Here is a 23,400-nt window from a genome sequence, read left to right on the forward strand (position 1 = left end):
AGGGAGGCGTATTGATTGGTACAAATTACATTTATGAAAAATCCTGTTACTTTACCTAACAAAGAAGTGAAAGTAGGAGATCAGGCTCCTGATTTTACGGTTCTATCAAACGACTTAAAGCCAGTATCATTAAAAGACACTACTGGAAAAATTCGTTTAGTTAGCGTAATGCCATCTTTGGATACAGGAGTTTGTTCAGATCAAACCAAGCGTTTCAGTGATGAAGCCACTTCTTTAGGAAGCAATGTAGACGTATTGGCCATCTCGGTCGACTTACCATTTGCACAAAAACGCTGGATGGACATCAACAAGGCAGACACCATTACGATTTTGTCAGATCATCGTGACTTATCATTTGGTGAAGCGTACGGAGTGACGATGAAAGAGCTTCGGCTTTTAGCTCGTTCAGTTTTCGTTATTGATGAAAATGATCAAGTCACATATGTTGAATATGTACCTGAAGGAACGGACCATCCCAATTATGAAAATGCATTAAACGCAGTTAAAGAGTTAACAAACTAATACAAAGAAACCCACTCGAGAGAGTGGGTTTCCTTATTGAGGACGGCGAAAGCATGAATTCAGCGATGGAAAAAACCTTTAATTTTATTGATGACCATACAACAAAAATCCAAAAAGAGCAGGAAAATGCTTATTTGGAAAGTTTGTTGACGACAACTGAAAATTGGCTAGACGGAATTATAAAGCCTGAAGTAGATGCTAGCAAAGAGGAAGTTCGGAAAGCACTTCAGCTAGCAGTACTAAAAGGCATGAAAGAACACATTCAACCACATCATCAAATGACACCCGATGCACTAGGGCTCTTGGTTGGTTACTTAGTTGAATTATTTGTTAAAAAAGAGCAAGCGGTAATTTTAGATCCTGCTGTGGGTACAGGGAATTTGTTGTTAACCGTTATGAATTATTTGGATGGTCACATGACAGGAGCCGGTGTGGAGCTGGATGATTTGTTAATACGTCTTGCTTCAAATGCTGGCAATCTAGTTGAACAACCGATTACCTTTTATTTGCAAGACGCACTTCAGCCCTTATTAATTGATCCTGTTGATGTTGTTGTTTCGGATTTGCCGGTCGGTTATTATCCTGATGACGAAACAGCAGCAACTTACGAGTTAAAAGCAGACGAAGGCATGACTTACGCTCATCATTTGTTTATTGAGCAATCGTTAAAACATACAGCTGCAGGCGGTTATTTATTCTTTATCGTTCCCAAAGCGCTGTTTGAATCTGAACATGCCAGTCAATTGCATAGCTTTTTGAAAAAACATGCATATATTCAATCGGTGATGGAATTGCCAGAAAGCCTCTTTAAAAATTCAGCACATGCAAAAGGAATTCTGGTGTTGCAGAAAAAGAAAAAAGGTATTAAAGCTCCGAAAGAAGTATTATTAGCGCGTGTACCGAACATGTCAAAACCCGAATCCATGACTAAATTCTTTTCTCAAGTAACAAATTGGTTTAAAGAAAACAAAGAATAGTCCCCGCTAATTATGGTATACTAAAGTTATTAACTAGCAGATGTATGATACTGGGACGAAAAGAGGGATGCACAATGACTGAGTCAAACGAAGCGCCAAAAAAAGTCAGCCTTCAAGAAGCAGTAAAACGCCAATTAGAAGCTAAGAAAAATCAATCTTTAGATAAACAAAGTGGTGGCAGTGGTTCACTTGCAACGAAAAAAATGAAAAGCCAACAAACAAAAAAAGTGAGTAATAATCGCCGTAAAATGGGTACGTGAGTAAGTTCAGAAAGTAGTTTTAAAGGTAGACAAGAGTTTTTTCTTGTCTTTTTTTATATCAAAAAACAAATATGCTTTCAAACTTGTGGACGATGCCATTATAAAGCGAGGTGATCTTGAATGTATGCTGGCTTTTGGTCACGGTTACGTGCTTTTGCCATTGACTATGTATTGATTTTTACCTATATGGGAGTCGTCTTTCTTTTTTCTGTGTTTATAATGCCTTCTGTACAAGAATGGTTTCAAGGGTCTCGAATTACTGCCCAATTATCAGGGTTTATGCTTATCACGCTTCCAGTATCTCTTTACTTTATTGTGGCCGATTCAAAAATAGGTAAGCAATCTTTTGGAAAACGTCAAATGCACATTAAAGTAGTTAATGACAACAATCAACTGCTTTCTATTGGACAAGCAACTGTTCGAACACTCATAAAGTTTTTGCCTTGGGAGCTGTCTCACTATATGGCTTATCGAATGATCTATTTGGGAGATGCAGACCTACACCAACTGGATTATTGGATAGGTGGTATGATTTATGTATTGATTTTCCTCTATGTATTCATGGTCGTTTTTACGAAAAATAAACAGTCTTTTTATGACCGCTTATTGAAAACTTATGTTGTAAACACACGTTTTTCATAAAAACTATTGACTCGTGCAAAAAGACTGGTAAAATCTATTTCAATATACTTTTTAAAATTATTTTTTATTTATTTTATAGATTAATCGATTGATGGTTTAGTAGACAATTTGTGAGCAGCAACTAGAGACTGAATGACAGGTGCAAATTCAGGCAGCAAATTGGATGAAATACGCCACCAGTTTTCATCGATTTGTTAAAGAGTGGATATTCGGCATGAGCTGAAAATCAAAATGGGTGGTAACGCGGAGAAAACCTTCGTCCCTTTATTGGGGCGGGGGTTTTCTCTTTTTTTATACAGAAAAGGAGTGTTTATTATGCATACCATTAAGCCAGTCATGAAACCTAAGTTTTGGGAAGCCATGATCATCACCATTTCTATTTTCTTGTTAATTAGCATTAGTATTATTCAATTCGAATCGGTTCCGCATATTCCTATCTTGCTTTCCATTTTATTGTTGATCTTGTATGGACTAATGAAAAATATTACATACCGACAATTAGAAAAAGGATTAGTCGAAGGTGCCGGAGCAGGAATGAGTGCCATCTTCTTGTTTTTCTTTATCGGCATGTTGATCAGCAGTTGGATGATTAGTGGTACGATTCCGACATTGATTTATACTGGATTTACATTGATCTCCATGACCTTCTTTTTTGCTATTGTGTTTATTGTAACGTCATTAATTGGATTGTCTGTCGGCAGCTCGTTAACCACAGTTGCAACAATAGGTGTGGCCTTTATTGGCATGGCAACTGCGATGGATTTATCACTTGCCATAACAGCTGGAGCTATCGTCTCGGGTGCGTTTTTCGGAGATAAAATGTCGCCACTTTCCGATACCACGAATTTATCGTCGTCTATTGTGGGGGTCGATTTGTTTGAGCATATTCGCAATATGGGGTGGACAACAATTCCTGCATTTGCATTGACATTGATTTTATTCTCTGTGTTGTCACCACGAGCAACAGTTGGAACGGCTCAAAGCGTTAATGAGTTTAAAGAAGGTCTGTTGGCAACCGGAATGATACATTGGTATACCGTAATTCCGTTACTTGTCTTAGTGGTGCTAACGTTTTTAAAAGTACCAGCATTGATGACATTGGCAATTAGCTCGATCTCGGCCATTGCCATTTCTTTTTTTCATCAAGTTTCTACCACCTCGGCCATTTTTAATGTACTTTTTAGCGGTTACGTATCTACTACAGGCATAGGAGAGATTGACCGGTTGCTATCAAGAGGCGGAATGGAAAGCATGATGTTTACAGTAGCACTTGTGCTATTAGCTTTGAGCATGGGAGGCTTATTATTTACATTGGGAATTGTCCAATGCCTATTAACAAAAGTGGAACGTGCCTTAAAAAAAGTATCTTCGGTTATCGCCGCATCTGCTTTAACGGCAATTGGCATTAATATTTTGATTGGCGAACAGTACTTGTCTATTTTGTTAACAGGGCAAGCTTTTAAAGAACCATACGATAAAGTAGGACTTGCTGGAAAAAACTTAAGTCGTGTCATGGAAGATGCTGGGACGGTTGTAAACCCATTAGTGCCATGGAGTGTTTGTGGAATTTTCGTCACAGGAGTCATTGGAGTGCCGACATTGGAGTATTTGCCATTTGCATTTTTCTGTTTGTTGTCTCCTGTTTTAACGGTGATATTTGGGTTTACAGGAAAGACTTTAACTTTTAACTAACAATGCAGTAACGAAGAGATGCGTTAAATCGTCGGGTTTTCTCATAAAAGAAGGTATTTTATCCGCAAAGTCGAATAGAGTAAGTGGAGATAAATTTTGCTTCTAAGCCATGGAAATCAGTTAAAGGAGTAGATGTCAATGTATCAGTCAATATTAGTCGCAACAGATGGTTCAGATAACTCCAATCGGGCAGGTTTGCAAGCTGCACAAATTGCCTCTTTAGTAAAAGGTGCACAAGTGACAGTGGTTTATGTGGCGGATTTTGATGAAGACAGCAACGAACAGCGTCACGATGGAGGTCAAATCGAATTCGAACTATCTCGTCAGAAAAAAATTCAACCGATAAGGGAAGCATTAGAAAAAAATGAAACGTTTTATAAAATTGAAATCATGCACGGAAGACCCGCGCCAGTCATTATTGAAATGGCCAATGACGGAAATTTTGATTTAGTTGTTATGGGCAGCAGAGGCTTGAATCCAATATCTAAAATTGTGCTTGGCAGTGTGAGTAGCAAAATTCTGACTCATGTGGAATGTCCAGTCTTGGTTGTAAAATAACAAACGCCTCAACAATTTGGTATACTGGTAGAAAAAGAATGGTCTCATGCATTGTGGTTTTTGAAAGACCAGGTGGAGGAAAAAATGAAAACAATCCCTAATTGTCCAAAGTGTAATTCTGAATATACGTATGCGGATGGCAACCTATTTGTATGTCCCGAATGTGCACATGAATGGAGCCTAGCGACAGAAACTGAACAAGGCGAACAAGAAAAAATCGTCAAAGATGCAAACGGAACCGTATTACAAGATGGTGATGCTGTAACTGTTATTAAAGACTTGAAAGTCAAAGGCAGTTCATCTACTCTCAAAATCGGTACAAAAGTAAAAAGCATCCGGTTAGTCGAAGGCGATCATGACATTGATTGCAAAATTGATGGCTTTGGCTCAATGAAATTGAAATCTGAATTTGTTAAAAAAGCATAAGTCAAAAACTCCGTCATCTTCTTGCAAGGTGACGGAGTTTTTTCATAAGTTTTTTAGAAGGAGAGTTTGGGAACCTCTTTCTGTGAAGAAGGTTAATCATAACAAATGATAGTTTAAAAAAAGAGTCTCAGGAGCTAAAGCGTTTAAGTGTATACTATTGTGAAAAGAGGGTATATTAAGATAACAGCGAAAGGGGATGTTCGAGATGAAAGCAATCGTTATTGACCACTATGGTGGCAAAGAAGAGCTGAAAGAAAGACAAGTTGATAAACCAACGATTAACGAAGACCAAGTATTGGTTGAAATTCACGCTACATCCATTAATCCAATTGATTGGAAATTACGTGAAGGGTATTTAAAAGAAATGTTACCTTGGGAATTTCCTATTATTTTAGGATGGGATGCTGCAGGAGTAGTTGCTGAAGTGGGAGCCAACGTCAAACATTTTAACATCGGCGATCGGGTGTTTACACGACCGGCAACAACACGCCAAGGCACTTATGCAGAATTTGTTCCAGTTGAAGCAAACTTGCTTGCACACATGCCAGAAAGCATGTCATTTGAAGAAGGGGCAGCAATCCCTTTAGCTGGTTTAACTGCGTATCAATGCTTAGTTGGATTTGCGGAAGTGAAAAAAGGCGACAAAGTGTTGATTCATGCTGGAGCAGGTGGAGTTGGTGGGATGGCGATTCAAATTGCCAATAGCATCGGGGCGTACGTAGCCACAACGGCAAGTGATAAAAACGATGAGCTGGTCAAGTCATTAGGCGCAAATCGTGTAATTAATTATAGAGAAGAAGACTTTAGTGAGCTGCTGGAAGATTTTGATGCAGTGCTTGATACGATGGGTGGAGATGTACTAGAGAAAAGTTTCAAAGTCTTGAAAAAAGGCGGCAAATTAGTTTCGATTGCCGGCCAGCCATCTGAAGAGCAAGCACAACAACACGAAGTCAAAGCCAGCAGTTTTTGGTTAGAGCCAAATGGAGAGCATTTGCAGCAATTGGCAAATTTGTTTGTTACTGGCGAGTTTAAACCAACAATTGGGCATGTCTTCGATTTTTCAGAACAAGGATTAAAAGAAGCTCACGAACTAAGTGAAACGCATCACGCACGTGGAAAAATAGTCATTAAAGTAAAACCATAAAAAAAACCCTTTCACATTTTGTGAAAGGGTTTTGTGTTGTTGTTTACAAATTATCCGGTTTCCCTGATTTGTCGGCAGAATAATATTCTGTTGGCGCATCGCTTTGCGCTTCTTCTGTTCGTACAACCAAAACGTCGCATTTGGCAGAACGGACGATATGTTCAGAAACACTACCAATTAAGAAGCGTTCTACAGCATTTAATCCTGTAGCTCCACAAATAATTAAGTCTGCTTCTACTTTTTGAGCTAAGTCTCGTGAAATCATCGATTTAGGGGAACCATAATCCACCACGATATTGACTTTTTCAACTCCAGCAGCCATCGCTTCTTTTTTATATTCTTCTAGTAAATCTTCTGCGAATTTTTGTGCACGATCCGCAATTGAGCGATCATATGCTTCAATTGCAGCAAAAGAACGAGTATCGATTACATTGACCAAGTTTAATGTAGCGTTGTTTCGACCAGCAATTCCTACTGACTTTTTAAAAGCCCATTCTGCTTCTTTTGAACCATCCACTGCTACAAGAATTTGTGTGTATTTTAATGTCATCTTACATTCCTCCTTTTATCTCTCATTAATACTTATTCGCGTTAAATGAAAAAATCCCTGCTTAATTTACGTTAATTTCATGAATCTTTGAAAAATTTTTGTGAAAATAAATGACATCAGACATTTCTGATGTCACTTGTTCACTTTAATTATTAATAATTTGAAGTTCTTTTGGGTATTTTGTTAGCACTTCATAGCCATCAGTGGTCACCGCTACGTCATCTTCAATACGTACGCCCACTTTTCCAGGCACGTAAATTCCGGGTTCAAGTGTGAAGACCATTCCTTTTTCCATCTTCATGTGGTTTTCTCCGTGAATAGACGGGAATTCATGAACATCGATTCCAAGACCGTGACCTAAACGGTGTGTGAAGTATTCGCCGTATCCTGCATCAGTGATCACTTTACGTGAAATTTGATCGAGTTCAGCTGCTGTTACACCCGGTTTGACAGCTTCAAGAGCAGCCATTTCAGAACGATAGACGATGTCATATACTTTTTTCTGTTCTTCGCCTGGTTCGCCAAGTGCTAACGTACGAGTAATATCTGAACAATAACCTTTGTGAACAACCCCAAGGTCAAACAATACTAAATCACCTGTTTTGAGTTTATAATCGCCTGTTTTACCGTGTGGAGAGGCCGCTCTTGCGCCTGTTAATACAGTGGTATCAAATGACATATGCGTGACTCCACGTTTTTTTAAGGCTAATTCAATTTCTGTCATAACTTCAACTTCCGTAATGCCTTCTTTAATCGTGCGCGCAGCTACTTCTATTGCATAGTCAGCTAATGCTGCCGCTTCGCGTAAAATTTCCAGTTCTGCATCATCTTTAATGACACGCATTGCATTTAACTGATCATCTAATTGAGCAATTGATAAAGAGCCGAAGGCAGATAACAACGATTCGTGACGTTCAACTGTCATATGAGCTTTTTCAATAGCCAAGCTTTTCAATTCAATCTCGCGTGATTGAGCTGCTTGATACAAAATATCCATCGAATTTTGAGTATCTTCATGGCCTACGATTTCACCAGTCCAGCCAGCATTTTTTGCATCTGGCATTTCCATTTTCGGACAAATTAAAAACGGTTCAGCTTCAGCGAATACCATAACACCCAGTAAACGTTCATGTGGATTGCTTTGGAAGCCACTTACGTAAAAAACGTTATAAGGGTCAGTAATAAACGCAGCATCGATTGATTGTTCTTTTAAATATTGTTGCAGTTGATTCATTTTAGTCATGTGTAAATTCCTCCTCTACAGGTGTAGCATATCAAAATTCAGGGTATAATACAGCTAAGTATGTTAAATTTGCTATTTTCAAAACTCATTGGAGGGATTTTATGCACGTTTCATATCACGGTCATTCAGTTGTAAAAATTAAAACAGGTGATTATACAATATTAATCGATCCATTTATTAACGGCAATGAACTAACAGATTTAACAGTGGCTGATGAAAAACCAGATGTTATCCTCTTGACGCATGCCCATAACGATCACGTTGGCGATACCGTTGAACTAGCGAAAAAAAATAATGCGCAAGTTATAGCTATATTTGAACTAGCTAATTATTTAGACAGTCTTGGCTTAAACGCAGTAGGTATGGGATTAGGCGGTGCACACGAATTCGATTTTGGCGTAGTGAAGTTTACAAAAGCATTTCACAGTTCTTCTTTCACAACAGCAGAAGGAGAAGTAATCTATGGTGGCATGCCAGCTGGAATCCTATTTAAAGCAGAAGGCAAAACAATTTACCATGCCGGTGATACAGAAGTTTTTGGAGACATGAAGATGTTAGGTGAGCGCAATGATATTGATGTGGCGTTTGTCCCAATTGGCGACCATTTCACAATGGGAGCAGAAGATGCAGCTTATGCGGTTGAATTGCTTAAACCAAAAGTGGTCGTACCGGTTCACTACAATACCTTTCCACCGATCGAGCAAGATCCAGCTTATTTCAAATCGTTAGTAAAAAACGCTAAAGTAAATATTTTAAAGTCAGGCGAAAGCATTAAACTATAAAAAGTAACCCCCACAAAAACTCACTTTTTGTGGGTTTTTTTGTCTAACACTTGTTAGACTTGAATTCACCTCTTTACTTTTGGTTACGTCTAGTTGCGAAGACCAGTCTCATAAGTCACCTTTGATTATATGCTACACTAGAAGGTAGAGGAACGCAGAAAGAATGGGTGAAATCATGGCAACTAAGCATGAACAGATATTGGTCTATATTGAGTCTTTAGCCGTGGGTGAGAAAATTTCAGTACGGCGTATAGCGAAAGAGTTGCAAGTAAGTGAAGGTACAGCCTACCGCGCTATTAAAGAAGCGGAAACTAAGCGATTAGTGTCTACGATTGAACGTGTTGGAACGGTTCGCATTGAACGCAAAAAAAAAGAAGATATTGAAAGACTGACTTATGCAGAAATCGTTAATATTGTTGATGGACAAGTGCTGGGTGGCAGAGCTGGACTACATAAGTATTTGAACAAATTTGTAATCGGAGCCATGCAATTAGAAGACATGATGCGTTACACAGAAGCAGGTAATTTACTGATTGTTGGAAATCGTTACAAAGCTCACGAATACGGACTTCGCGCTGGAGCAGCGGTATTGGTGACTGGAGGATTTGAGGCTTCAGATGCAGTTAAAAAAATGGCAGATGAATTCGAACTTCCGATTATTTCGACGAGCTACGATACGTTTACGGTAGCAACCATGATCAATCGCGCTATTTACGATCAATTGATCAAAAAAGAAATTTTATTGATCGAAGACATTTTGATTCCATTAGAAGAAACAGCTTATTTAAATTTAAAAGAACCGATTAGTCGTTATCACACGTTAAATAAAGAAACAACCCATGGTGGATTTCCGGTTGTTGACAATGCCAAACGATTGGTTGGCATACTAACATCTCGGGATGTCATTGGGCAATCTCTCGCTGAATCGATAGAAAAAGTAATGACGAAAGAACCGATTACGGTTTCGACGCAAACTAGCGTAGCAGCCGCGGGGCATCGAATGATTTGGGAAGGCATTGACTTGTTGCCGGTTTCCGATGATTACGGCAAGTTAAAAGGAGTTATTAGCAGGCAAGATGTCTTAAAAGCTATCCAAACAGCACAACGTCAACCTCAGCAAGGCGAAACAATTGATGACATTATTAAAAGTCAACTTCACCAGCAACTAAATGACAGACTTCTATTGGAATTTCGTGTTACTCCCCAAATGACCAATGCATATGGTTCGATTTCTCATGGCGCTTATACAATGGTTTTAACTGAAGCAGCTTCTGCGGTTCTGAAAACTAAAAACCGCAAAGATAGTGTATTAGAAAATCTTACTGTTTATTTTTTGAAGCCGGTTCAATTAGATTCGCTTATATTGGTAAGACCGTGCATTTTGGACATAAGCAGGAAGTCTGCAAAAGTGGAAGTGGAAGTTTCGTTGGACAATGAAACAGTCGGCAAAGCAATGTTAACTTTCCAATTACTAGATCGTTGACTAGAAAAAAACACGACTTAAAAAGGCAGCAGGCATACTCTCGGGTATGCCTGCTGCCTCCGTATCCTACAAGTTAAGGATTTAAATCTGCTTCTTCTTCTAAAAATGCTCGATAATGTCTTGATGCTTTGTAGTTGTAATACACTAAGGCTAAACCAAGTACAATGAACACACCAGAAACGATATACGTAATGGCAGACTGAAAAATAAATAGTTGGTTAATGCCGAAAAATGCGACAAAGCTACCTAAAGCCATAGATGCTCGTGCAGCATACCATTTTTTGCGGATTGGCAAAACGGTGCGTGTACGAAATTGCTTTGTTTTGTTATAAAAATAAATGACAAATGATACAATAATTAAAACCACAAAAATTAACATAAGGACCTCCTGAATTCCAAAACTCATTTCTAATTGTACTGAGAATTGAGCGGAATTGCGAATGGATTTCCTTATAAACGGAGGAACTTAGAAATGAACAGTCAAATCATCGACACAATTAAGCAATACAGCACAATTATTATTCATCGTCACGTACGCCCTGATCCAGATGCTTATGGATCTCAGCTTGGCTTGAAATACATATTGGAACAAAACTATCCACAGAAACGGATTTTAGCGGCAGGTGAACATGATTACACACTGGACTTTTTAGATTTTCCTGATACCGTTAAAACTCAAGATTTCGAAGATGCATTAGTTATTGTTACAGATACAGCCAATACTGAACGAGTGGATGATCAACGTTACAATACGGGGACAAAGCTTATTAAAATTGATCATCACCCAAATGATGATGCATACGGTGACATCGTTTCTGTCGACACAACGGCTAGTTCAGCATCGGAATTAGTATACGAACTATACATGGCAGGACATGAGCAAGAAGGTTGGACCTTATCAGCAAAAGCTGCTCGATTGTTATATGCAGGAATTATTGGTGACACGGGACGTTTTTTGTTTCCGAGCACAACACAAAAAACTTTTGCGATTGCAGGAGAATTGATCAAGTATGATTTTGATCGCAATGCACTACACAATGGCATGTATGAAATGGATCGTAACTTACTTCATCTACAAGGATACATTTATCAAAATTTCAAAATGGACGAAAATGGAGCTGCACATGTTAAAATTACAAAAGACATTTTGCTAGAATTTGACGTGACTGCTTCAGACACTTCTTTATTGGTCGGTTCTCTCGGAAATGTTAAAGGTATGAAGGCATGGGTTATTTTTATCGAAGAAGATAAAGAAATCCGTGTGCGTCTTCGTTCAAAAGGACCAATTATTAACACATTGGCAAAAGAATATGGCGGCGGTGGACATCCTATGGCTTCAGGAGCTACGGCTTATTCGTGGGAAGAAGCAGACCGTGTAATTAAGCGTCTCGCAGAAATCTGCGCAGCTGCAATCTGAGGAGGAGAGTCTGTTGTCAATGGTTTATCCGCATATAAGCACATCGGCTGATTTGCTGAAAAGCACGGTGCGCCTTGACGAACTTTTTCCGTTAGTAATGGAACAAGGAGCCACATCAGTCGCAATTGTTAATACAAAATTATATGGCATCCTTCCGTTCTGGGAAGCGTGTCGCCGTGCCGGCATCCATGGGGTTGTCGGCCTTTCGGCTTTTATCGAATATGAAGAACAATTCTATCCGATCGTTTTATACGCTCAAACAAATCAAGGATATGATAATTTATTGAAAATCTCGAGCGCGTTATCCACACGCGATAAACAAGCAATCCCTGAACAATGGCTAAAAGCATATCGACCAGGTTTAGTGTGTGTTGTTCCAAACAAAGCAGAATGGCTATTAACGGACCGCGCTCCGGTCGTTGATTACGTAAAGCAACTATTTGGTAGCGCAGCACTTGGCAGTATCGAACGTCCCGGTGGTGTGTTGTCTGAATACGAAGCGACCTTTATTGACCTTTGTGAGACAGCAGGTCTGCAAGTGATGGCATCACACGAAATCCGTTACTTGCGCCAAGAAGACGCATTTGCCTATGAAGTAGCTTCTGCGATTGGGCAAGGGCTAAAAATGAATGATCCCGAAAGACAAAAACCAGAACATGGAAATGCCTACGTCCCAAGTCAACAAGAACTCGAGTCGTGGTTTGAAGATCGTCCAGAATGGCTCAAACAAACGGCTGACATGTTAGAAAGTTGTCAAGTGAGCATTTTAATGAATCAACAATTGCTTCCTGTATTTCCTTTGTCCGAAAAAATTGATAAGGCGATTTTTATCGCAGATGTGTGCAAAAAAGGTCTCGAAGAACGAGTACCTGGTTTTTCGATGCGCTATCAAGAACGGTTAAACTATGAACTATCGATTATTTCTAAAATGGGCTTTATCGATTATTTTTTAATTGTCGCTGATTTTATGAAATATGCAAAAGATCAAGACATTATGACAGGTCCTGGACGAGGGTCTTCAGCCAGTTCACTTGTAGCTTACTCATTGAAAATCACAGATGTTGACCCAATTAAGCACGGCTTACTGTTTGAACGATTCTTAAATCCAGAACGAGTGACGTTGCCGGATATCGATATTGATTTTGCAGACCACCGACGTCACGAAGTCGTCGAGTATGTAGCCCGGAAATATGGAGCCCTTCGAACTGCACAGATTATTACATTTGGTACGTTATCAGCTAAAGCTGTTGCACGGGACACAGCACGTGTTTTTGGATTTGAATCAGAAGAGTTAGACGCAATCTCAAAAATGATTTCAAATCGTCCCGGAACATCTTTGCGTTCAGCGCTAAAAGAGTCTCAAACTTTAACAAACTGGATCATCGAACGAGAAGAACGAAAATCCTGGTTTAAAACAGCGTTGAAATTAGAAGGATTACCTCGCCACGCGTCGACTCATGCAGCAGGAATAATTTTAAGTCCGACGCCTTTGGTGGATCATGTGCCAATTGAAAAAGGCAGTGAAGGTATTTACTTAACGCAATGGCCCATGCAAGAACTTGAGGCCATTGGTTTGTTGAAAATGGATTTTCTTGGATTGCGGAATTTAACAATTTTAGAGCAAATACGTAGCTACGTGTATAGGGATACAAAAAAGCGAATCGACTACCGTAGTATTCCACTTGAAGATTCTGAAACTTACACGTTATTGGCAAACGGAGACACAACAGGTGTTTTCCAATTAGAGTCTGATGGCATGCGCCGGGCGCTTCAACAAATCAAACCAACCGCTTTTGGCGATATTGTCGCAGTGAACGCTTTATTCCGACCAGGACCAATGGAATTCATTCCGTTGTATGCACGAAGAAAGCATGGACAAGAAACGGTGAAATACGTACATCCAATCTTGGAGCCGATTTTAAAAGAAACTTACGGCGTTATTGTGTATCAAGAGCAAATTATGCAAATTGCAGCCAAAATGGCAGGGTTTTCTTTAGGAGAAGCCGATTTACTGAGACGTGCCGTTAGTAAGAAAAAAAGAGAAATTTTAGATGAAGAAAGAACACATTTTGTCGGTGGTGCAAAAGCAAAAGGATTTACAGAAGCCGAGGCAACAGAAGTGTATGATTTAATCGTTCGTTTTGCCGACTATGGGTTTCCAAAAAGTCACGCAGTTGCTTATAGTTTGATTTCTTATCAGCTTAGTTATATGAAAACGCATTACTCGATTTACTTTTACACGAGTCTATTAAACAATAGCGCGGGCAACGCGGAAAAAACCAAACTATTAATGCAAGAAATAAAAGAAAAAACCATTCCACTGTTACCACCGTGTATTCAAAAAAGTGGTTATTTGTATTCGGTGGAAGAAAACCAAATCCGTTTTGGATTAAACGTGGTAAAAGGCGTGCCAGGATCAACTATCAAAGCGATACTCGAAGCTCGAGAAAGAGGACCGTTTAGCAGCTTGTTTAATATTGCTGAACGTATTTCAGCACTGCATTTAAACCGGAAATCATTTGAACCGCTAATAAAAGCAGGAGCTCTTGATGACTTGGGTCATGATCGCGGTACGATGTTAGCATCACTTGACAGCGCCATTAAACATGCGGAATTGGTCAAGCCAAACGAAGATCCAGGTTTGTTTGATGACATGGGATCAAGCTTTATGAAACCAAAATACACAAAGGCTTCAGCTATACCGGAAAGTTTAAAGTTAGAATTCGAAAAAGAAGTGCTGGGCTTTTATTTATCAAAGCACCCCATTGAACGCGAAAAAGAGCATCGGAAAAAGCCTTACGATTCACTTAAATCATTGAAAACTAAACGTGATCGTGAATCTGTGAAAGTATTAGGTGTATTAGAAGACATTAAACGAATCCGGACAAAAAAAGGAGATGCAATGGCATTTCTAACTGTAATGGATGAAACAGGTCTTGCTTCGGTCACGCTATTTCCAGTTGAGTATGCTAAATATAATTTATTATTAGAACCTCAAATGATTCTTGAAATTCAAGGATTGGTTGAAAATCGCAATCAAAAAACGGCGATTATTTGTAAAATTATAGAAAATTGACTGCTTTTCTAAAAGAAAAGCAGTTTTTTCTTTACGTAGAACGATTTTTTTTGTAAGGTATAGAATATGAGTGGTCAGACCACTTTCAAAAAAATGGGAACTGAGGCAACGTCATGAATCAATCTAAACGGTATTTGGATATAGTACGAGATATTCGTGATATGGTTCGACAAGAAAAATTAAAGCCAGGTGATCGTATTCCATCTGAAAGAGAATTGGCTGAGAAGATGCAAGTAGGTCGTTCAACTTTAAGAGAAGCATTGCGTAGTCTTGAATTACTGGGATTGATTGAAACACGCAGAGGAGAAGGCACGTTTTTGTCTGATCATCGAAACCATAAATTGGTTGAAGTTTTATCCACATTTATTTTACAAGACAACCGATCACACGAAGATGTTTGGGAAACACGATTGCTCCATGAAATTGCAGCAATCCAAACAATTTGTCAAAATCGAACAACTAGCCAATTAAATATATGGGATAGCTTGCGCTCTCGATTAAAAAAAGACGGTTTTCATCGTGAAGATTTTGTGCGAGAGTTAATGGTTTTATCCGGCAACCGATTGTCATTAAAAATCTGGTTTTTATTGACGCAATATAGCGGCAATCCATACGATAAGACGGTTTCTGTTAACGAAGTTGACTATATGGACAAAACATTAGTAGCAATTGAAAAACAAGATACAACTACAGCTGTACATGAGTTTAAAGCTTGGAGTGACTGGTTAAAAAAGGAGAGAACGCGCAATGGCAATCATACGTGATATTTTTAAACGCAATAAAGATAGCAAAGAAGCAACTATGCCATCAAAATCTGCAAAAGATGTACCTGAAGGATTGATGACCAAATGTCCTACATGCAAAGAAATTACATTAACAAAAGACCTTGAAAAAAACAAAAAAGTTTGTCCGAAATGCGATCATCATTTTAAAATGACAGCTTACGAGCGGATTAATAGCTTGTTAGACGCTGATAGTTTTGAGTCGATGGATGATCATTTAAAATCTGAAAACCCACTTGGTTTTCCTGGGTATACAGAAAAAGTAGAAGCAGATAGCGAAAAAACAGGTTTAAATGAAGCTGTGTTAACAGGTTCAGGGAAATTGCAAGGTCAAGACATTGTCTTAGCTGTAATGGATTCACATTTCCGCATGGGATCAATGGGTTCAGTAGTAGGTGAAAAAATTACGCGAGCTATTGAAGTAGCTACAGATCGTAAATTACCGTTTCTTATTTTTACAGCAAGTGGCGGGGCTCGCATGCAAGAAGGTGTTTTGTCTTTGATGCAAATGGCAAAAACCAGTGTTGCCTTAAAACGACATAGCAATGAAGGATTATTGTTTGTTTCAGTTTTAACACATCCTACAACTGGCGGTGTGTCAGCAAGTTTTGCTTCTGTTGGAGATATTAATATTGCTGAACCAAAAGCATTGATCGGTTTTGCAGGACGTCGCGTAATCGAACAAACAGTTCGCGAAAAACTGCCAGAAGATTTCCAAACAGCCGAGTTTTTGCTGGCACATGGACAATTAGATGCAGTTGTACATCGCGAATCAATGCAACAGACATTGGCCACCATTGTGCGCCTTCATACGAAAGGAGCGGTCACGAATGGTTAAAAAGAATGGCAAAAAAACATTGGCATTTGAAGAACCGCTTATTCAATTACGAGCGAAGATTTCAGAGCTAAAAGAATACACAAAAAATGCCGAAGTGGATTTGAGCTCTGAAATCACTTCCTTAGAAGAGCGATTTTCAAAACTTGAAGAAGAGATTTATGAAAACATGAAACCATGGGATCGTGTTCAAGTAGCGCGCCACCCAGAACGTCCAACGACGCTTGATTACATTCCAATGATTTTTGATGATTTTATCGAATTGCATGGAGATCGACTTTATGGAGACGATGAAGCTATTGTTAGTGGTATTGGCTCTTTCCACGGACAGCCCATAACAATTATTGGTCATCAGCGTGGCAAAGATACCAAAGAAAACGTTCGACGAAATTTTGGTATGCCGCATCCAGAAGGCTACCGAAAAGCATTGCGTCTAATGAAACAAGCTGAAAAATTCAAGCGCCCAATCATTTGTTTAATTGATACGAAAGGTGCATATCCCGGTAAGGCTGCAGAAGAGCGTGGTCAAAGTGAAGCAATCGCTCGTAATTTAGTTGAAATGGCAGGACTTGAAGTTCCTGTGTTATCCATTGTAATTGGCGAAGGTGGCAGTGGCGGGGCACTCGCATTAGGTGTGGGAAATCAAATTTTAATGTTAGAAAACTCAACGTTTTCTGTCATATCTCCAGAAGGAGCTGCGTCAATTCTTTGGAAAGATCCAGCACTTGCAAAAACGGCTGCAGAAGCGATGAAAATCACAGCACCTGATTTACTAGAAATGAAGATCATCGAACACATGATTCCTGAAGTTCGTGGAGGTGCGCACCACGATCCGCAAAAACAAGCTTCTATTATTTCAGAAGCGATTAGACGTTCATTAGAAGAATTGAATGGCTTATCAGGAGAAGAATTGGTTGATCAACGCTATAGAAAATTTAAAGCAATTGGTGTATTCAGCGAATAATAAAAAACCGCCTAGGCGGTTTTTTTTGGTTTTAAAATGAACAACAAACTATTTCCCGCGAAAAAATAAATGCAAAGTTAACAAATACTTAACATGCTGACTGGCTATTTAGAACTGACAGCAATGCTTTAGCATGGTAAGGTTAAGTGAGTAAATGGACTGCAGGAGGACATAGTAAATGAAAAAAATTGGAGTGTTAACTAGTGGAGGAGATTCGCCGGGCATGAATGCAGCTGTCCGTGCAGTCGTCCGAAAAGGAATTTTTCATGGAGTCGAAGTAGCTGGAATTTATTCAGGTTACCAAGGACTGATTGAAGGCACGATCAAAACGTTAGAGGCTGGAGACGTTGGTGATATTATTCAACGTGGAGGCACTAAATTGTATTCAGCTCGCTGCGAAGAGTTTCGCACCGAAGCTGGCCAATTAAAAGCTATAGAAAATATGGAAAAAGAAGGTCTTGAAGGGCTGGTTGTTATCGGTGGAGATGGATCTTATCATGGAGCTATGGCTTTAACAAAAAGAGGCTTTCCATGTGTGGGTGTACCGGGAACTATTGATAATGATATTCCAGGAACAGACTATACAATTGGCTTTGACACGGCATTGAATACGGTCATCGAGGCAATCGATAAAATCCGTGACACAGCAACAAGCCATGAACGCACATTCATCATCGAAGTGATGGGGCGCGATGCAGGGGATTTAGCGTTATGGGCTGGTCTTGCAGGCGGAGCCGAAACTATTTTAATTCCAGAAGAAAGTTACAATATCGATGACATGATTGAACGTTTGCAAAAAGGTCGCAATCGTGGAAAACGTCACAGCATCATCATTGTTGCTGAAGGTGTTATGGGCGGAAATGAATTAAAAATGCTGATAAAAGAAAAAGCCGATATTGAAACACGCGTTTCCGTACTCGGCCACATTCAACGCGGTGGATCACCAACGGCGCGAGATCGTGTTCTAGGTAGTTTGTTTGGTGCACATGCAGTGGAAGTCCTCTTAGAAGGTCACGGAGGAAGGGCGATTGGCATGAAGAATCACCAAGTGATAGACTATGATATGACAGAGGCGTTTACAACTGAACACAAAGCAGATATGAGTTTGTATACATTGTCTAAAGAATTAGCAATTTAAAAAGAAAAATGGAGTGAGTTTATTGAGAAAAACGAAAATTGTCTGCACCATTGGGCCAGCAAGTGAATCACCTGAAATGTTAGATCGATTGATTGAAGCAGGAATGAACGTAGCCCGCTTAAACTTTTCCCATGGTAATCATGAAGAACATGCTGTACGCATCCAACGTATTCGTCAAGCGGCTGAAAAAGCGAATAAAATCGTCGGGATTTTATTAGATACAAAAGGTCCAGAAATCCGTACTCATCAAATGAAAGATGACTCGATTGAATTAGTAACGGGTCAAAGTATCGAAATTTCAATGTCAGAAGTAGAAGGAACTGCTGAGCGTTTTTCTATTACGTATGAACAACTAATCGAAGACGTCAACATAGGGTCAGTCATTCTACTAGATGATGGATTAATTGAATTGCGTGTTGAAAGTTTAGATACTGCAAATGGAATTATCAATACAATCGTTGAAAATGCTGGAACATTAAAAAGTAAAAAAGGCGTTAACGTTCCAGGGGTATCTGTTCAACTGCCTGGAATCACAGAAAAAGATGCACAGGATATTCTATTCGGAATCAAACAAAATGTTGATTTTGTAGCTGCTTCATTTGTTAGAAGAAGTTCAGATGTTATGGAGATTCGTGGTTTGCTAGAAAAAAATGAAGGTTCGCATATTCAAATTATTCCGAAAATCGAAAACCGTGAAGGTGTCGATAACATTGACGAAATTATTTTAGTATCTGATGGGTTAATGGTTGCGCGTGGCGATTTGGGTGTCGAAATTCCTCCTGAAGAAGTCCCGTTAGTTCAAAAATCATTGATCGAAAAATGCAATAGTGCGGGTAAACCGGTAATTACAGCAACTCAAATGCTCGATTCGATGCAACGCAACCCGCGTCCAACTCGTGCTGAAGCAAGCGATGTAGCGAACGCTATTTTTGATGGCACAGATGCCATTATGCTGTCGGGTGAAACAGCTGCAGGAATTTATCCAGTTGAATCTGTCAAAACGATGGACCGCATTGCTGAAACGACAGAAGCTGCATTAAACTATAAGCAAATTGTTTCCAACAGAAGAAAAGAAAAAGAGTCGAATATGACAGAAGCGATTGGTCAAGCAGTGGCTTATACAGCTTTGAATTTGAAAGTTCAAGCGATTATTGCTCCAACTGAAAGCGGAACAACTGCTAAAATGATTTCTAAATACCGTCCAGGAGCACCCATTATCGCAGTCACATCTGCAGAGCGTCCAGCACGTAAATTAACGCTAGTATGGGGAGTTCAACCGATTATTGGTGCTTCAGTTCACTCAACAGATGAATTGCTAGAAAATGCAGTAGACGAAAGTTTAAAGCATGGCTACGTAAAGCACGGAGATTTAGTTGTTATTACAGCGGGTGTTCCAGTAGGACACGCAGGTACAACAAACTTGATGAAAGTCCATGTGATTGGAGATATCTTGGCAAAAGGTCAAGGAATTGGTAAAACTGTTGCTTTTGCTGAAGCTGTGGTTGTTCGAAATGCAGAAGAGGCTTTAGCTATCGATACGGAAGGTAAAATTATCGTTACGGTTGGAACAGATCGCGAAATGATGCCAGCCATCAACAAATGCGCAGGAATTATTACAGAAGAAGGCGGACTAACGAGCCATGCTGCCGTAGTTGGCTTAAGTCTCGGAATTCCGGTCATTGTTGGTGTTAGCGAAGCTACTTCACTTATCAAAAACAATTATGAAATAACGATGGATTCAGATTCAGGCATTGTCTATCATGGCCATGCTAGCGTTCTGTAATTCATAAGAAGGAGTCTGGTCAAAATGATGAAATGGATTTTCTTGGCCTTAATTATTGTACCATCTCTTGAATTAGCTTTATTAATTTGGGCAGGGGGCAAGCTTGGATTTTTCGCGACCATGGCAATCATTGTCGCAACTGGTTTACTTGGTGCTTTTCTTGCTAAAAAACAGGGCATGAAAGCATTCCGAGATATTCAAAGTGGCATGAATAGTTTTCAGGCTCCTGGTGAACAGTTGTTAAATGCGGCTTTTGTTTTAGTCGGAGGCGTATTATTGCTAACACCTGGATTTATCACAGACGCAGTTGGTTTTACACTGTTATTTAATCCAACGCAGAAAATCTATAAGCCATTTATCTATAAGCTGATCCATAAAAAAATGAAAAACACTCGGGTTATTGTAGGATAATTCCGAGTGTTTACATCATTTTTTTAAAGAAATTTAATTTCTATAATCGTTTTCATTCACAAACTCTACAAAGTTGATTATAATGGCTTAGTAAGGGAAAACGCAGAAGTTCACAAACGCAGATGAACCATCATTCTGCTTTTTTTTGGAATGATGAATTATATGGAAAAGGAGCTAATTAAATGACATCATCAAAAGGTTTAGAAGGTGTAGTAGCAACGCAATCCGCGATCAGCTCGATCATTGATGACACACTTACATATGTTGGCTATGATATCGATGATTTAGCCGTCAATGCTAGCTTTGAAGAAGTAATTTATTTGTTGTGGCATCAACGCTTGCCAAAAGCTGAAGAATTGGCAGAACTAAAGCAACAACTAGCAGACAATATGGCGGTTCCACAAGCTGTACTTGATCACTTTAAAACATACGATATTAAAAGTGTGCATCCAATGGCAGCACTTCGCACAGCTGTTTCAATGCTTGGTTTGTTTGATGAAGAAGCAGAAGTTATGGAACCTGCAGCTAACTATCGTAAAGCCATTAAAATTCAAGCGAAAATTTCGACTTTGGTTACTGCTTTTGGACGTATTCGCAACGGCCAAGAACCAATCGCACCAAAATCAGACTTGAGCTTTGCTGCAAACTTCCTATACATGTTGTCTGGCAACGTGCCAGAAGCAATTGAAGAAGAAGCATTTAACAAAGCATTAGTACTTCACGCTGATCACGAGTTAAATGCATCAACATTCACAGCTCGTGTGGCAGTAGCGACATTGTCTGATGTCTATTCAGGCGTAACAGCTGCAATTGGCGCGTTAAAAGGACCTCTTCACGGCGGCGCAAACGAGCAAGTAATGAAAATGCTCACTGAAATCAGTTCGGTCGACAATGTAGAAAAAGTTATCAACGAAAAGTTAGCTAATAAAGAAAAAATCATGGGCTTTGGTCATCGTGTTTATCGCAAAGGCGATCCACGTGCAAAGCATTTGCGTGAAATGTCTCGAAAACTGACGAAAATCCGAGGCGAAGAAAAATGGTATGACATGTCGGTGAAAATCGATGAAATCGTTACAGGCCAGAAAGACCTTCCGCCAAACGTAGATTTCTACTCAGCTTCTGTGTACCACAGCTTAAACATCGAACATGATTTATTTACACCTGTTTTTGCATTATCGCGTACATCGGGCTGGCTGGCTCATATTCAAGAGCAGTATTCAAACAACCGCCTAATTCGTCCGCGTGCGGAATACATCGGACCTGGTTTGCAAGCTTATGTACCTGTTGAAGAAAGATAAGCAACGTTTAATACCAGCACCTTATAAAAATACAACTTATAGGGCTTGCACTCTGTGCAGCCCTATGAATTTGACTACAGGAGGAAATTAAACATGACTAACGGCGAAAAAATTTCAGTAGAAAACGGCACTTTAAACGTACCAAACAATGCAATCATTCCATACATTATCGGTGATGGGACAGGACCAGATATTTGGCATGCAGCATCTCGCGTTTTAGAAGAAGCAGTAACTAAAGCTTATAACGGAGAAAAATCAATTGTTTGGAAAGAAGTTTTAGCAGGACAAAAAGCATTTGACCAAACTGGCGAATGGTTACCTGAAGAAACTCTTGACGTAATCCGCGAATACCTAATTGCAATCAAAGGTCCTTTAACAACGCCAATCGGCGGCGGTATCCGTTCATTAAACGTAGCACTTCGTCAAGAGTTGGATCTTTACACTTGCTTGCGTCCAGTTCGTTATTTCGAAGGTGTACCTTCACCGGTTAAACGCCCAGAAGATACTGACATGGTTATTTTCCGTGAAAACACAGAAGATATCTACGCTGGTATTGAATATGCTAACGGTTCGGACGAAGTGAAAAAATTGATCGCATTTCTACAAGATGAAATGGGCGTTAAAAACATCCGTTTCCCTGAGTCTTCGGGTATTGGCATTAAACCAATTTCAGAAGAAGGAACAAAACGTTTAGTTCGTGCTGCAATCAACTACGCAATCGTTGAAGGCCGCAAGTCATTAACACTTGTTCATAAAGGGAACATCATGAAGTTCACTGAAGGAGCTTTCAAAAACTGGGGCTATGAAGTGGCTGAGCAAGAATTCGGCGATAAAGTATTTACATGGAACGAATACGATGCAATTAAAGACGATAAAGGGACAGACGCTGCAAATAAAGCACAAGAAGAAGCACTTGCTTCAGGCAAAATTCTTGTTAAAGATTCAATTGCGGACATCTTCCTGCAACAAATTCTTACACGTCCAAGCGAGTTCGATGTTGTTGCAACAATGAACTTAAATGGAGATTATATCTCTGATGCTTTAGCTGCACAAGTCGGCGGAATTGGTATTGCTCCTGGAGCAAACATCAACTATGATACTGGACATGCGATTTTCGAAGCAACTCACGGAACAGCTCCTAAATATGCAGGTCTTGATAAAGTAAATCCTTCTTCACTTATCCTTTCAGGTGTACTAATGCTTGAGCACCTTGGCTGGGCAGAAGCTGCTGCAATGATTACAAGCTCTATGGAGAAAACAATTGCTTCTAAAGTTGTAACTTACGACTTCGCACGTTTGATGGACGGCGCTACAGAAGTAAAATGCTCTGCATTTGCTGACGAATTAATCAAAAATCTATAAAACTAAAAGAGAGGAGGGATTTTTTCCCTCCCTTTTTTGTATGATTTTAAGTATC

23 protein-coding genes are annotated in these 23,400 nt (G+C 39.5%); 20 read left to right on the top strand and 3 right to left on the bottom strand.

The window, feature by feature from the left end; translation table 11 throughout:
* The first annotated feature begins 15 nt into the window (after nt 1-15).
* From tpx to I858_RS06450, 8 genes are all read left to right on the top strand, one after another.
* The gene (gene tpx / locus I858_RS06415) at nt 16-522 is read left to right on the top strand and encodes a thiol peroxidase (RefSeq protein ID WP_065524313.1); all 507 of its coding nucleotides are present in this window, start codon (nt 16-18) and stop codon (nt 520-522) included.
* Nucleotides 523-575: 53 nt separating this feature from the next.
* A complete protein-coding gene (locus I858_RS06420) occupies nt 576-1,499 on the top strand; it encodes a class I SAM-dependent methyltransferase (protein WP_065524312.1) in 924 nt (307 codons plus the stop codon).
* A 74-nt stretch (nt 1,500-1,573) separates the two neighbouring features.
* Nucleotides 1,574-1,759 (top strand): hypothetical protein, encoded by a 186-nt coding sequence (locus I858_RS06425; protein ID WP_065524311.1) that lies wholly within the window; start codon nt 1,574-1,576, stop codon nt 1,757-1,759.
* A gap of 120 nt (nt 1,760-1,879) precedes the next feature.
* Nucleotides 1,880-2,401, top strand: coding sequence for an RDD family protein (locus I858_RS06430; RefSeq protein ID WP_065524310.1), 522 nt, complete (start codon nt 1,880-1,882; stop codon nt 2,399-2,401).
* Between the two features lie 315 nt (nt 2,402-2,716).
* Nucleotides 2,717-4,093 (top strand): Na+/H+ antiporter NhaC, encoded by a 1,377-nt coding sequence (gene nhaC / locus I858_RS06435; RefSeq protein ID WP_065524309.1) that lies wholly within the window; start codon nt 2,717-2,719, stop codon nt 4,091-4,093.
* Nucleotides 4,094-4,231: 138 nt separating this feature from the next.
* Nucleotides 4,232-4,651, top strand: a complete 420-nt coding sequence (locus tag I858_RS06440; RefSeq protein WP_065524308.1) for a universal stress protein — start codon at nt 4,232-4,234, stop codon at nt 4,649-4,651.
* A gap of 84 nt (nt 4,652-4,735) precedes the next feature.
* Nucleotides 4,736-5,077: a zinc ribbon domain-containing protein YjdM gene (locus tag I858_RS06445; protein ID WP_065524307.1), complete on the top strand. Its 342-nt coding sequence runs from the start codon at nt 4,736-4,738 to the stop codon at nt 5,075-5,077.
* Nucleotides 5,078-5,282: 205 nt separating this feature from the next.
* Nucleotides 5,283-6,221: an NADP-dependent oxidoreductase gene (locus I858_RS06450; protein ID WP_065524306.1), complete on the top strand. Its 939-nt coding sequence runs from the start codon at nt 5,283-5,285 to the stop codon at nt 6,219-6,221.
* A gap of 43 nt (nt 6,222-6,264) precedes the next feature.
* On the opposite strand, the gene I858_RS06455 is transcribed toward I858_RS06450, so the two are convergent.
* Together I858_RS06455 and I858_RS06460 are read right to left on the bottom strand one after the other, a co-directional pair.
* Nucleotides 6,265-6,771, bottom strand: coding sequence for a universal stress protein (locus I858_RS06455; protein ID WP_065524305.1), 507 nt, complete (start codon nt 6,769-6,771; stop codon nt 6,265-6,267).
* A gap of 145 nt (nt 6,772-6,916) precedes the next feature.
* The gene (locus tag I858_RS06460; RefSeq protein ID WP_065524304.1) at nt 6,917-8,014 is read right to left on the bottom strand and encodes a M24 family metallopeptidase; all 1,098 of its coding nucleotides are present in this window, start codon (nt 8,012-8,014) and stop codon (nt 6,917-6,919) included.
* A gap of 101 nt (nt 8,015-8,115) precedes the next feature.
* Between I858_RS06460 and I858_RS06465 the strand changes: the two genes are divergently transcribed.
* A complete protein-coding gene (locus tag I858_RS06465; protein WP_065524303.1) occupies nt 8,116-8,796 on the top strand; it encodes a metal-dependent hydrolase in 681 nt (226 codons plus the stop codon).
* A gap of 175 nt (nt 8,797-8,971) precedes the next feature.
* Nucleotides 8,972-10,279: a DRTGG domain-containing protein gene (locus I858_RS06470; protein WP_065524890.1), complete on the top strand. Its 1,308-nt coding sequence runs from the start codon at nt 8,972-8,974 to the stop codon at nt 10,277-10,279.
* A gap of 73 nt (nt 10,280-10,352) precedes the next feature.
* Here the strand turns inward: I858_RS06470 and I858_RS06475 are convergent, their stop codons facing one another.
* The gene (locus tag I858_RS06475; protein WP_065524302.1) at nt 10,353-10,658 is read right to left on the bottom strand and encodes a YtpI family protein; all 306 of its coding nucleotides are present in this window, start codon (nt 10,656-10,658) and stop codon (nt 10,353-10,355) included.
* Between the two features lie 93 nt (nt 10,659-10,751).
* Here I858_RS06475 and I858_RS06480 point away from each other — a divergent pair, with 93 nt between their 5' ends.
* The 10 genes from I858_RS06480 to icd all read left to right on the top strand — a co-directional run bounded on the left by I858_RS06480 (nt 10,752) and on the right by icd (nt 23,345).
* The gene (locus I858_RS06480) at nt 10,752-11,696 is read left to right on the top strand and encodes a DHH family phosphoesterase (protein ID WP_065524301.1); all 945 of its coding nucleotides are present in this window, start codon (nt 10,752-10,754) and stop codon (nt 11,694-11,696) included.
* 19 nt (nt 11,697-11,715) lie between these two features.
* A complete protein-coding gene (dnaE, locus tag I858_RS06485; RefSeq protein ID WP_239457256.1) occupies nt 11,716-14,772 on the top strand; it encodes a DNA polymerase III subunit alpha in 3,057 nt (1,018 codons plus the stop codon).
* Between the two features lie 113 nt (nt 14,773-14,885).
* Entirely contained in the window at nt 14,886-15,536 is a 651-nt protein-coding gene (locus I858_RS06490; protein ID WP_065524299.1) for a FadR/GntR family transcriptional regulator, read from the top strand.
* Nucleotides 15,520-16,392 (top strand): acetyl-CoA carboxylase, carboxyltransferase subunit beta, encoded by an 873-nt coding sequence (accD, locus tag I858_RS06495; protein WP_065524298.1) that lies wholly within the window; start codon nt 15,520-15,522, stop codon nt 16,390-16,392. The genes I858_RS06490 and accD overlap by 17 nt, the downstream gene beginning before the upstream one ends.
* The gene (accA, locus tag I858_RS06500) at nt 16,385-17,353 is read left to right on the top strand and encodes an acetyl-CoA carboxylase carboxyl transferase subunit alpha (RefSeq protein ID WP_065524297.1); all 969 of its coding nucleotides are present in this window, start codon (nt 16,385-16,387) and stop codon (nt 17,351-17,353) included. Before accD ends, accA begins: the two co-directional genes overlap by 8 nt.
* Nucleotides 17,354-17,531: 178 nt before the next feature.
* Nucleotides 17,532-18,491 (top strand): 6-phosphofructokinase, encoded by a 960-nt coding sequence (gene pfkA, locus I858_RS06505; protein WP_065524296.1) that lies wholly within the window; start codon nt 17,532-17,534, stop codon nt 18,489-18,491.
* Nucleotides 18,492-18,513: 22 nt separating this feature from the next.
* Nucleotides 18,514-20,274, top strand: coding sequence for a pyruvate kinase (gene pyk, locus I858_RS06510; RefSeq protein WP_065524295.1), 1,761 nt, complete (start codon nt 18,514-18,516; stop codon nt 20,272-20,274).
* Nucleotides 20,275-20,298: 24 nt separating this feature from the next.
* Nucleotides 20,299-20,685 carry an FxsA family protein gene (locus I858_RS06515; RefSeq protein ID WP_065524294.1) on the top strand — a complete coding sequence of 129 codons (387 nt, stop codon included), beginning with the start codon at nt 20,299-20,301 and terminating at the stop codon, nt 20,683-20,685.
* A 182-nt stretch (nt 20,686-20,867) separates the two neighbouring features.
* Nucleotides 20,868-21,983 (top strand): citrate synthase, encoded by a 1,116-nt coding sequence (gene citZ, locus I858_RS06520; protein WP_065524293.1) that lies wholly within the window; start codon nt 20,868-20,870, stop codon nt 21,981-21,983.
* A gap of 93 nt (nt 21,984-22,076) precedes the next feature.
* Nucleotides 22,077-23,345, top strand: a complete 1,269-nt coding sequence (icd, locus tag I858_RS06525) for an NADP-dependent isocitrate dehydrogenase (RefSeq protein ID WP_065524292.1) — start codon at nt 22,077-22,079, stop codon at nt 23,343-23,345.
* Nucleotides 23,346-23,400: the final 55 nt, after the last annotated feature.

The sequence above is a fragment of the Planococcus versutus genome (assembly GCF_001186155.3).
In the GTDB taxonomy this organism is placed as follows: Bacteria; Bacillota; Bacilli; order Bacillales_A; family Planococcaceae; genus Planococcus; species Planococcus versutus.

Bases quoted from the DNA above. Each gene is read 5' to 3' on its own strand.
- I858_RS06420 (WP_065524312.1), top strand. From the start codon at position 576: ATGAATTCAGCGATGGAAAAAACCTTTAATTTTATTGATGACCATACA.
- I858_RS06425 (WP_065524311.1), top strand. From the start codon at position 1,574: ATGACTGAGTCAAACGAAGCGCCAAAAAAAGTCAGCCTTCAAGAAGCA.
- I858_RS06430 (WP_065524310.1), top strand. From the start codon at position 1,880: ATGTATGCTGGCTTTTGGTCACGGTTACGTGCTTTTGCCATTGACTAT.
- nhaC (WP_065524309.1), top strand. From the start codon at position 2,717: ATGCATACCATTAAGCCAGTCATGAAACCTAAGTTTTGGGAAGCCATG.
- I858_RS06440 (WP_065524308.1), top strand. From the start codon at position 4,232: ATGTATCAGTCAATATTAGTCGCAACAGATGGTTCAGATAACTCCAAT.
- I858_RS06445 (WP_065524307.1), top strand. From the start codon at position 4,736: ATGAAAACAATCCCTAATTGTCCAAAGTGTAATTCTGAATATACGTAT.
- I858_RS06450 (WP_065524306.1), top strand. From the start codon at position 5,283: ATGAAAGCAATCGTTATTGACCACTATGGTGGCAAAGAAGAGCTGAAA.
- I858_RS06455 (WP_065524305.1), bottom strand. From the start codon at position 6,771: ATGACATTAAAATACACACAAATTCTTGTAGCAGTGGATGGTTCAAAA.
- I858_RS06460 (WP_065524304.1), bottom strand. From the start codon at position 8,014: ATGACTAAAATGAATCAACTGCAACAATATTTAAAAGAACAATCAATC.
- I858_RS06465 (WP_065524303.1), top strand. From the start codon at position 8,116: ATGCACGTTTCATATCACGGTCATTCAGTTGTAAAAATTAAAACAGGT.
- I858_RS06470 (WP_065524890.1), top strand. From the start codon at position 8,972: ATGGCAACTAAGCATGAACAGATATTGGTCTATATTGAGTCTTTAGCC.
- I858_RS06475 (WP_065524302.1), bottom strand. From the start codon at position 10,658: ATGTTAATTTTTGTGGTTTTAATTATTGTATCATTTGTCATTTATTTT.
- I858_RS06480 (WP_065524301.1), top strand. From the start codon at position 10,752: ATGAACAGTCAAATCATCGACACAATTAAGCAATACAGCACAATTATT.
- dnaE (WP_239457256.1), top strand. From the start codon at position 11,716: ATGGTTTATCCGCATATAAGCACATCGGCTGATTTGCTGAAAAGCACG.
- I858_RS06490 (WP_065524299.1), top strand. From the start codon at position 14,886: ATGAATCAATCTAAACGGTATTTGGATATAGTACGAGATATTCGTGAT.
- accD (WP_065524298.1), top strand. From the start codon at position 15,520: ATGGCAATCATACGTGATATTTTTAAACGCAATAAAGATAGCAAAGAA.
- accA (WP_065524297.1), top strand. From the start codon at position 16,385: ATGGTTAAAAAGAATGGCAAAAAAACATTGGCATTTGAAGAACCGCTT.
- pfkA (WP_065524296.1), top strand. From the start codon at position 17,532: ATGAAAAAAATTGGAGTGTTAACTAGTGGAGGAGATTCGCCGGGCATG.
- I858_RS06515 (WP_065524294.1), top strand. From the start codon at position 20,299: ATGATGAAATGGATTTTCTTGGCCTTAATTATTGTACCATCTCTTGAA.
- citZ (WP_065524293.1), top strand. From the start codon at position 20,868: ATGACATCATCAAAAGGTTTAGAAGGTGTAGTAGCAACGCAATCCGCG.
- icd (WP_065524292.1), top strand. From the start codon at position 22,077: ATGACTAACGGCGAAAAAATTTCAGTAGAAAACGGCACTTTAAACGTA.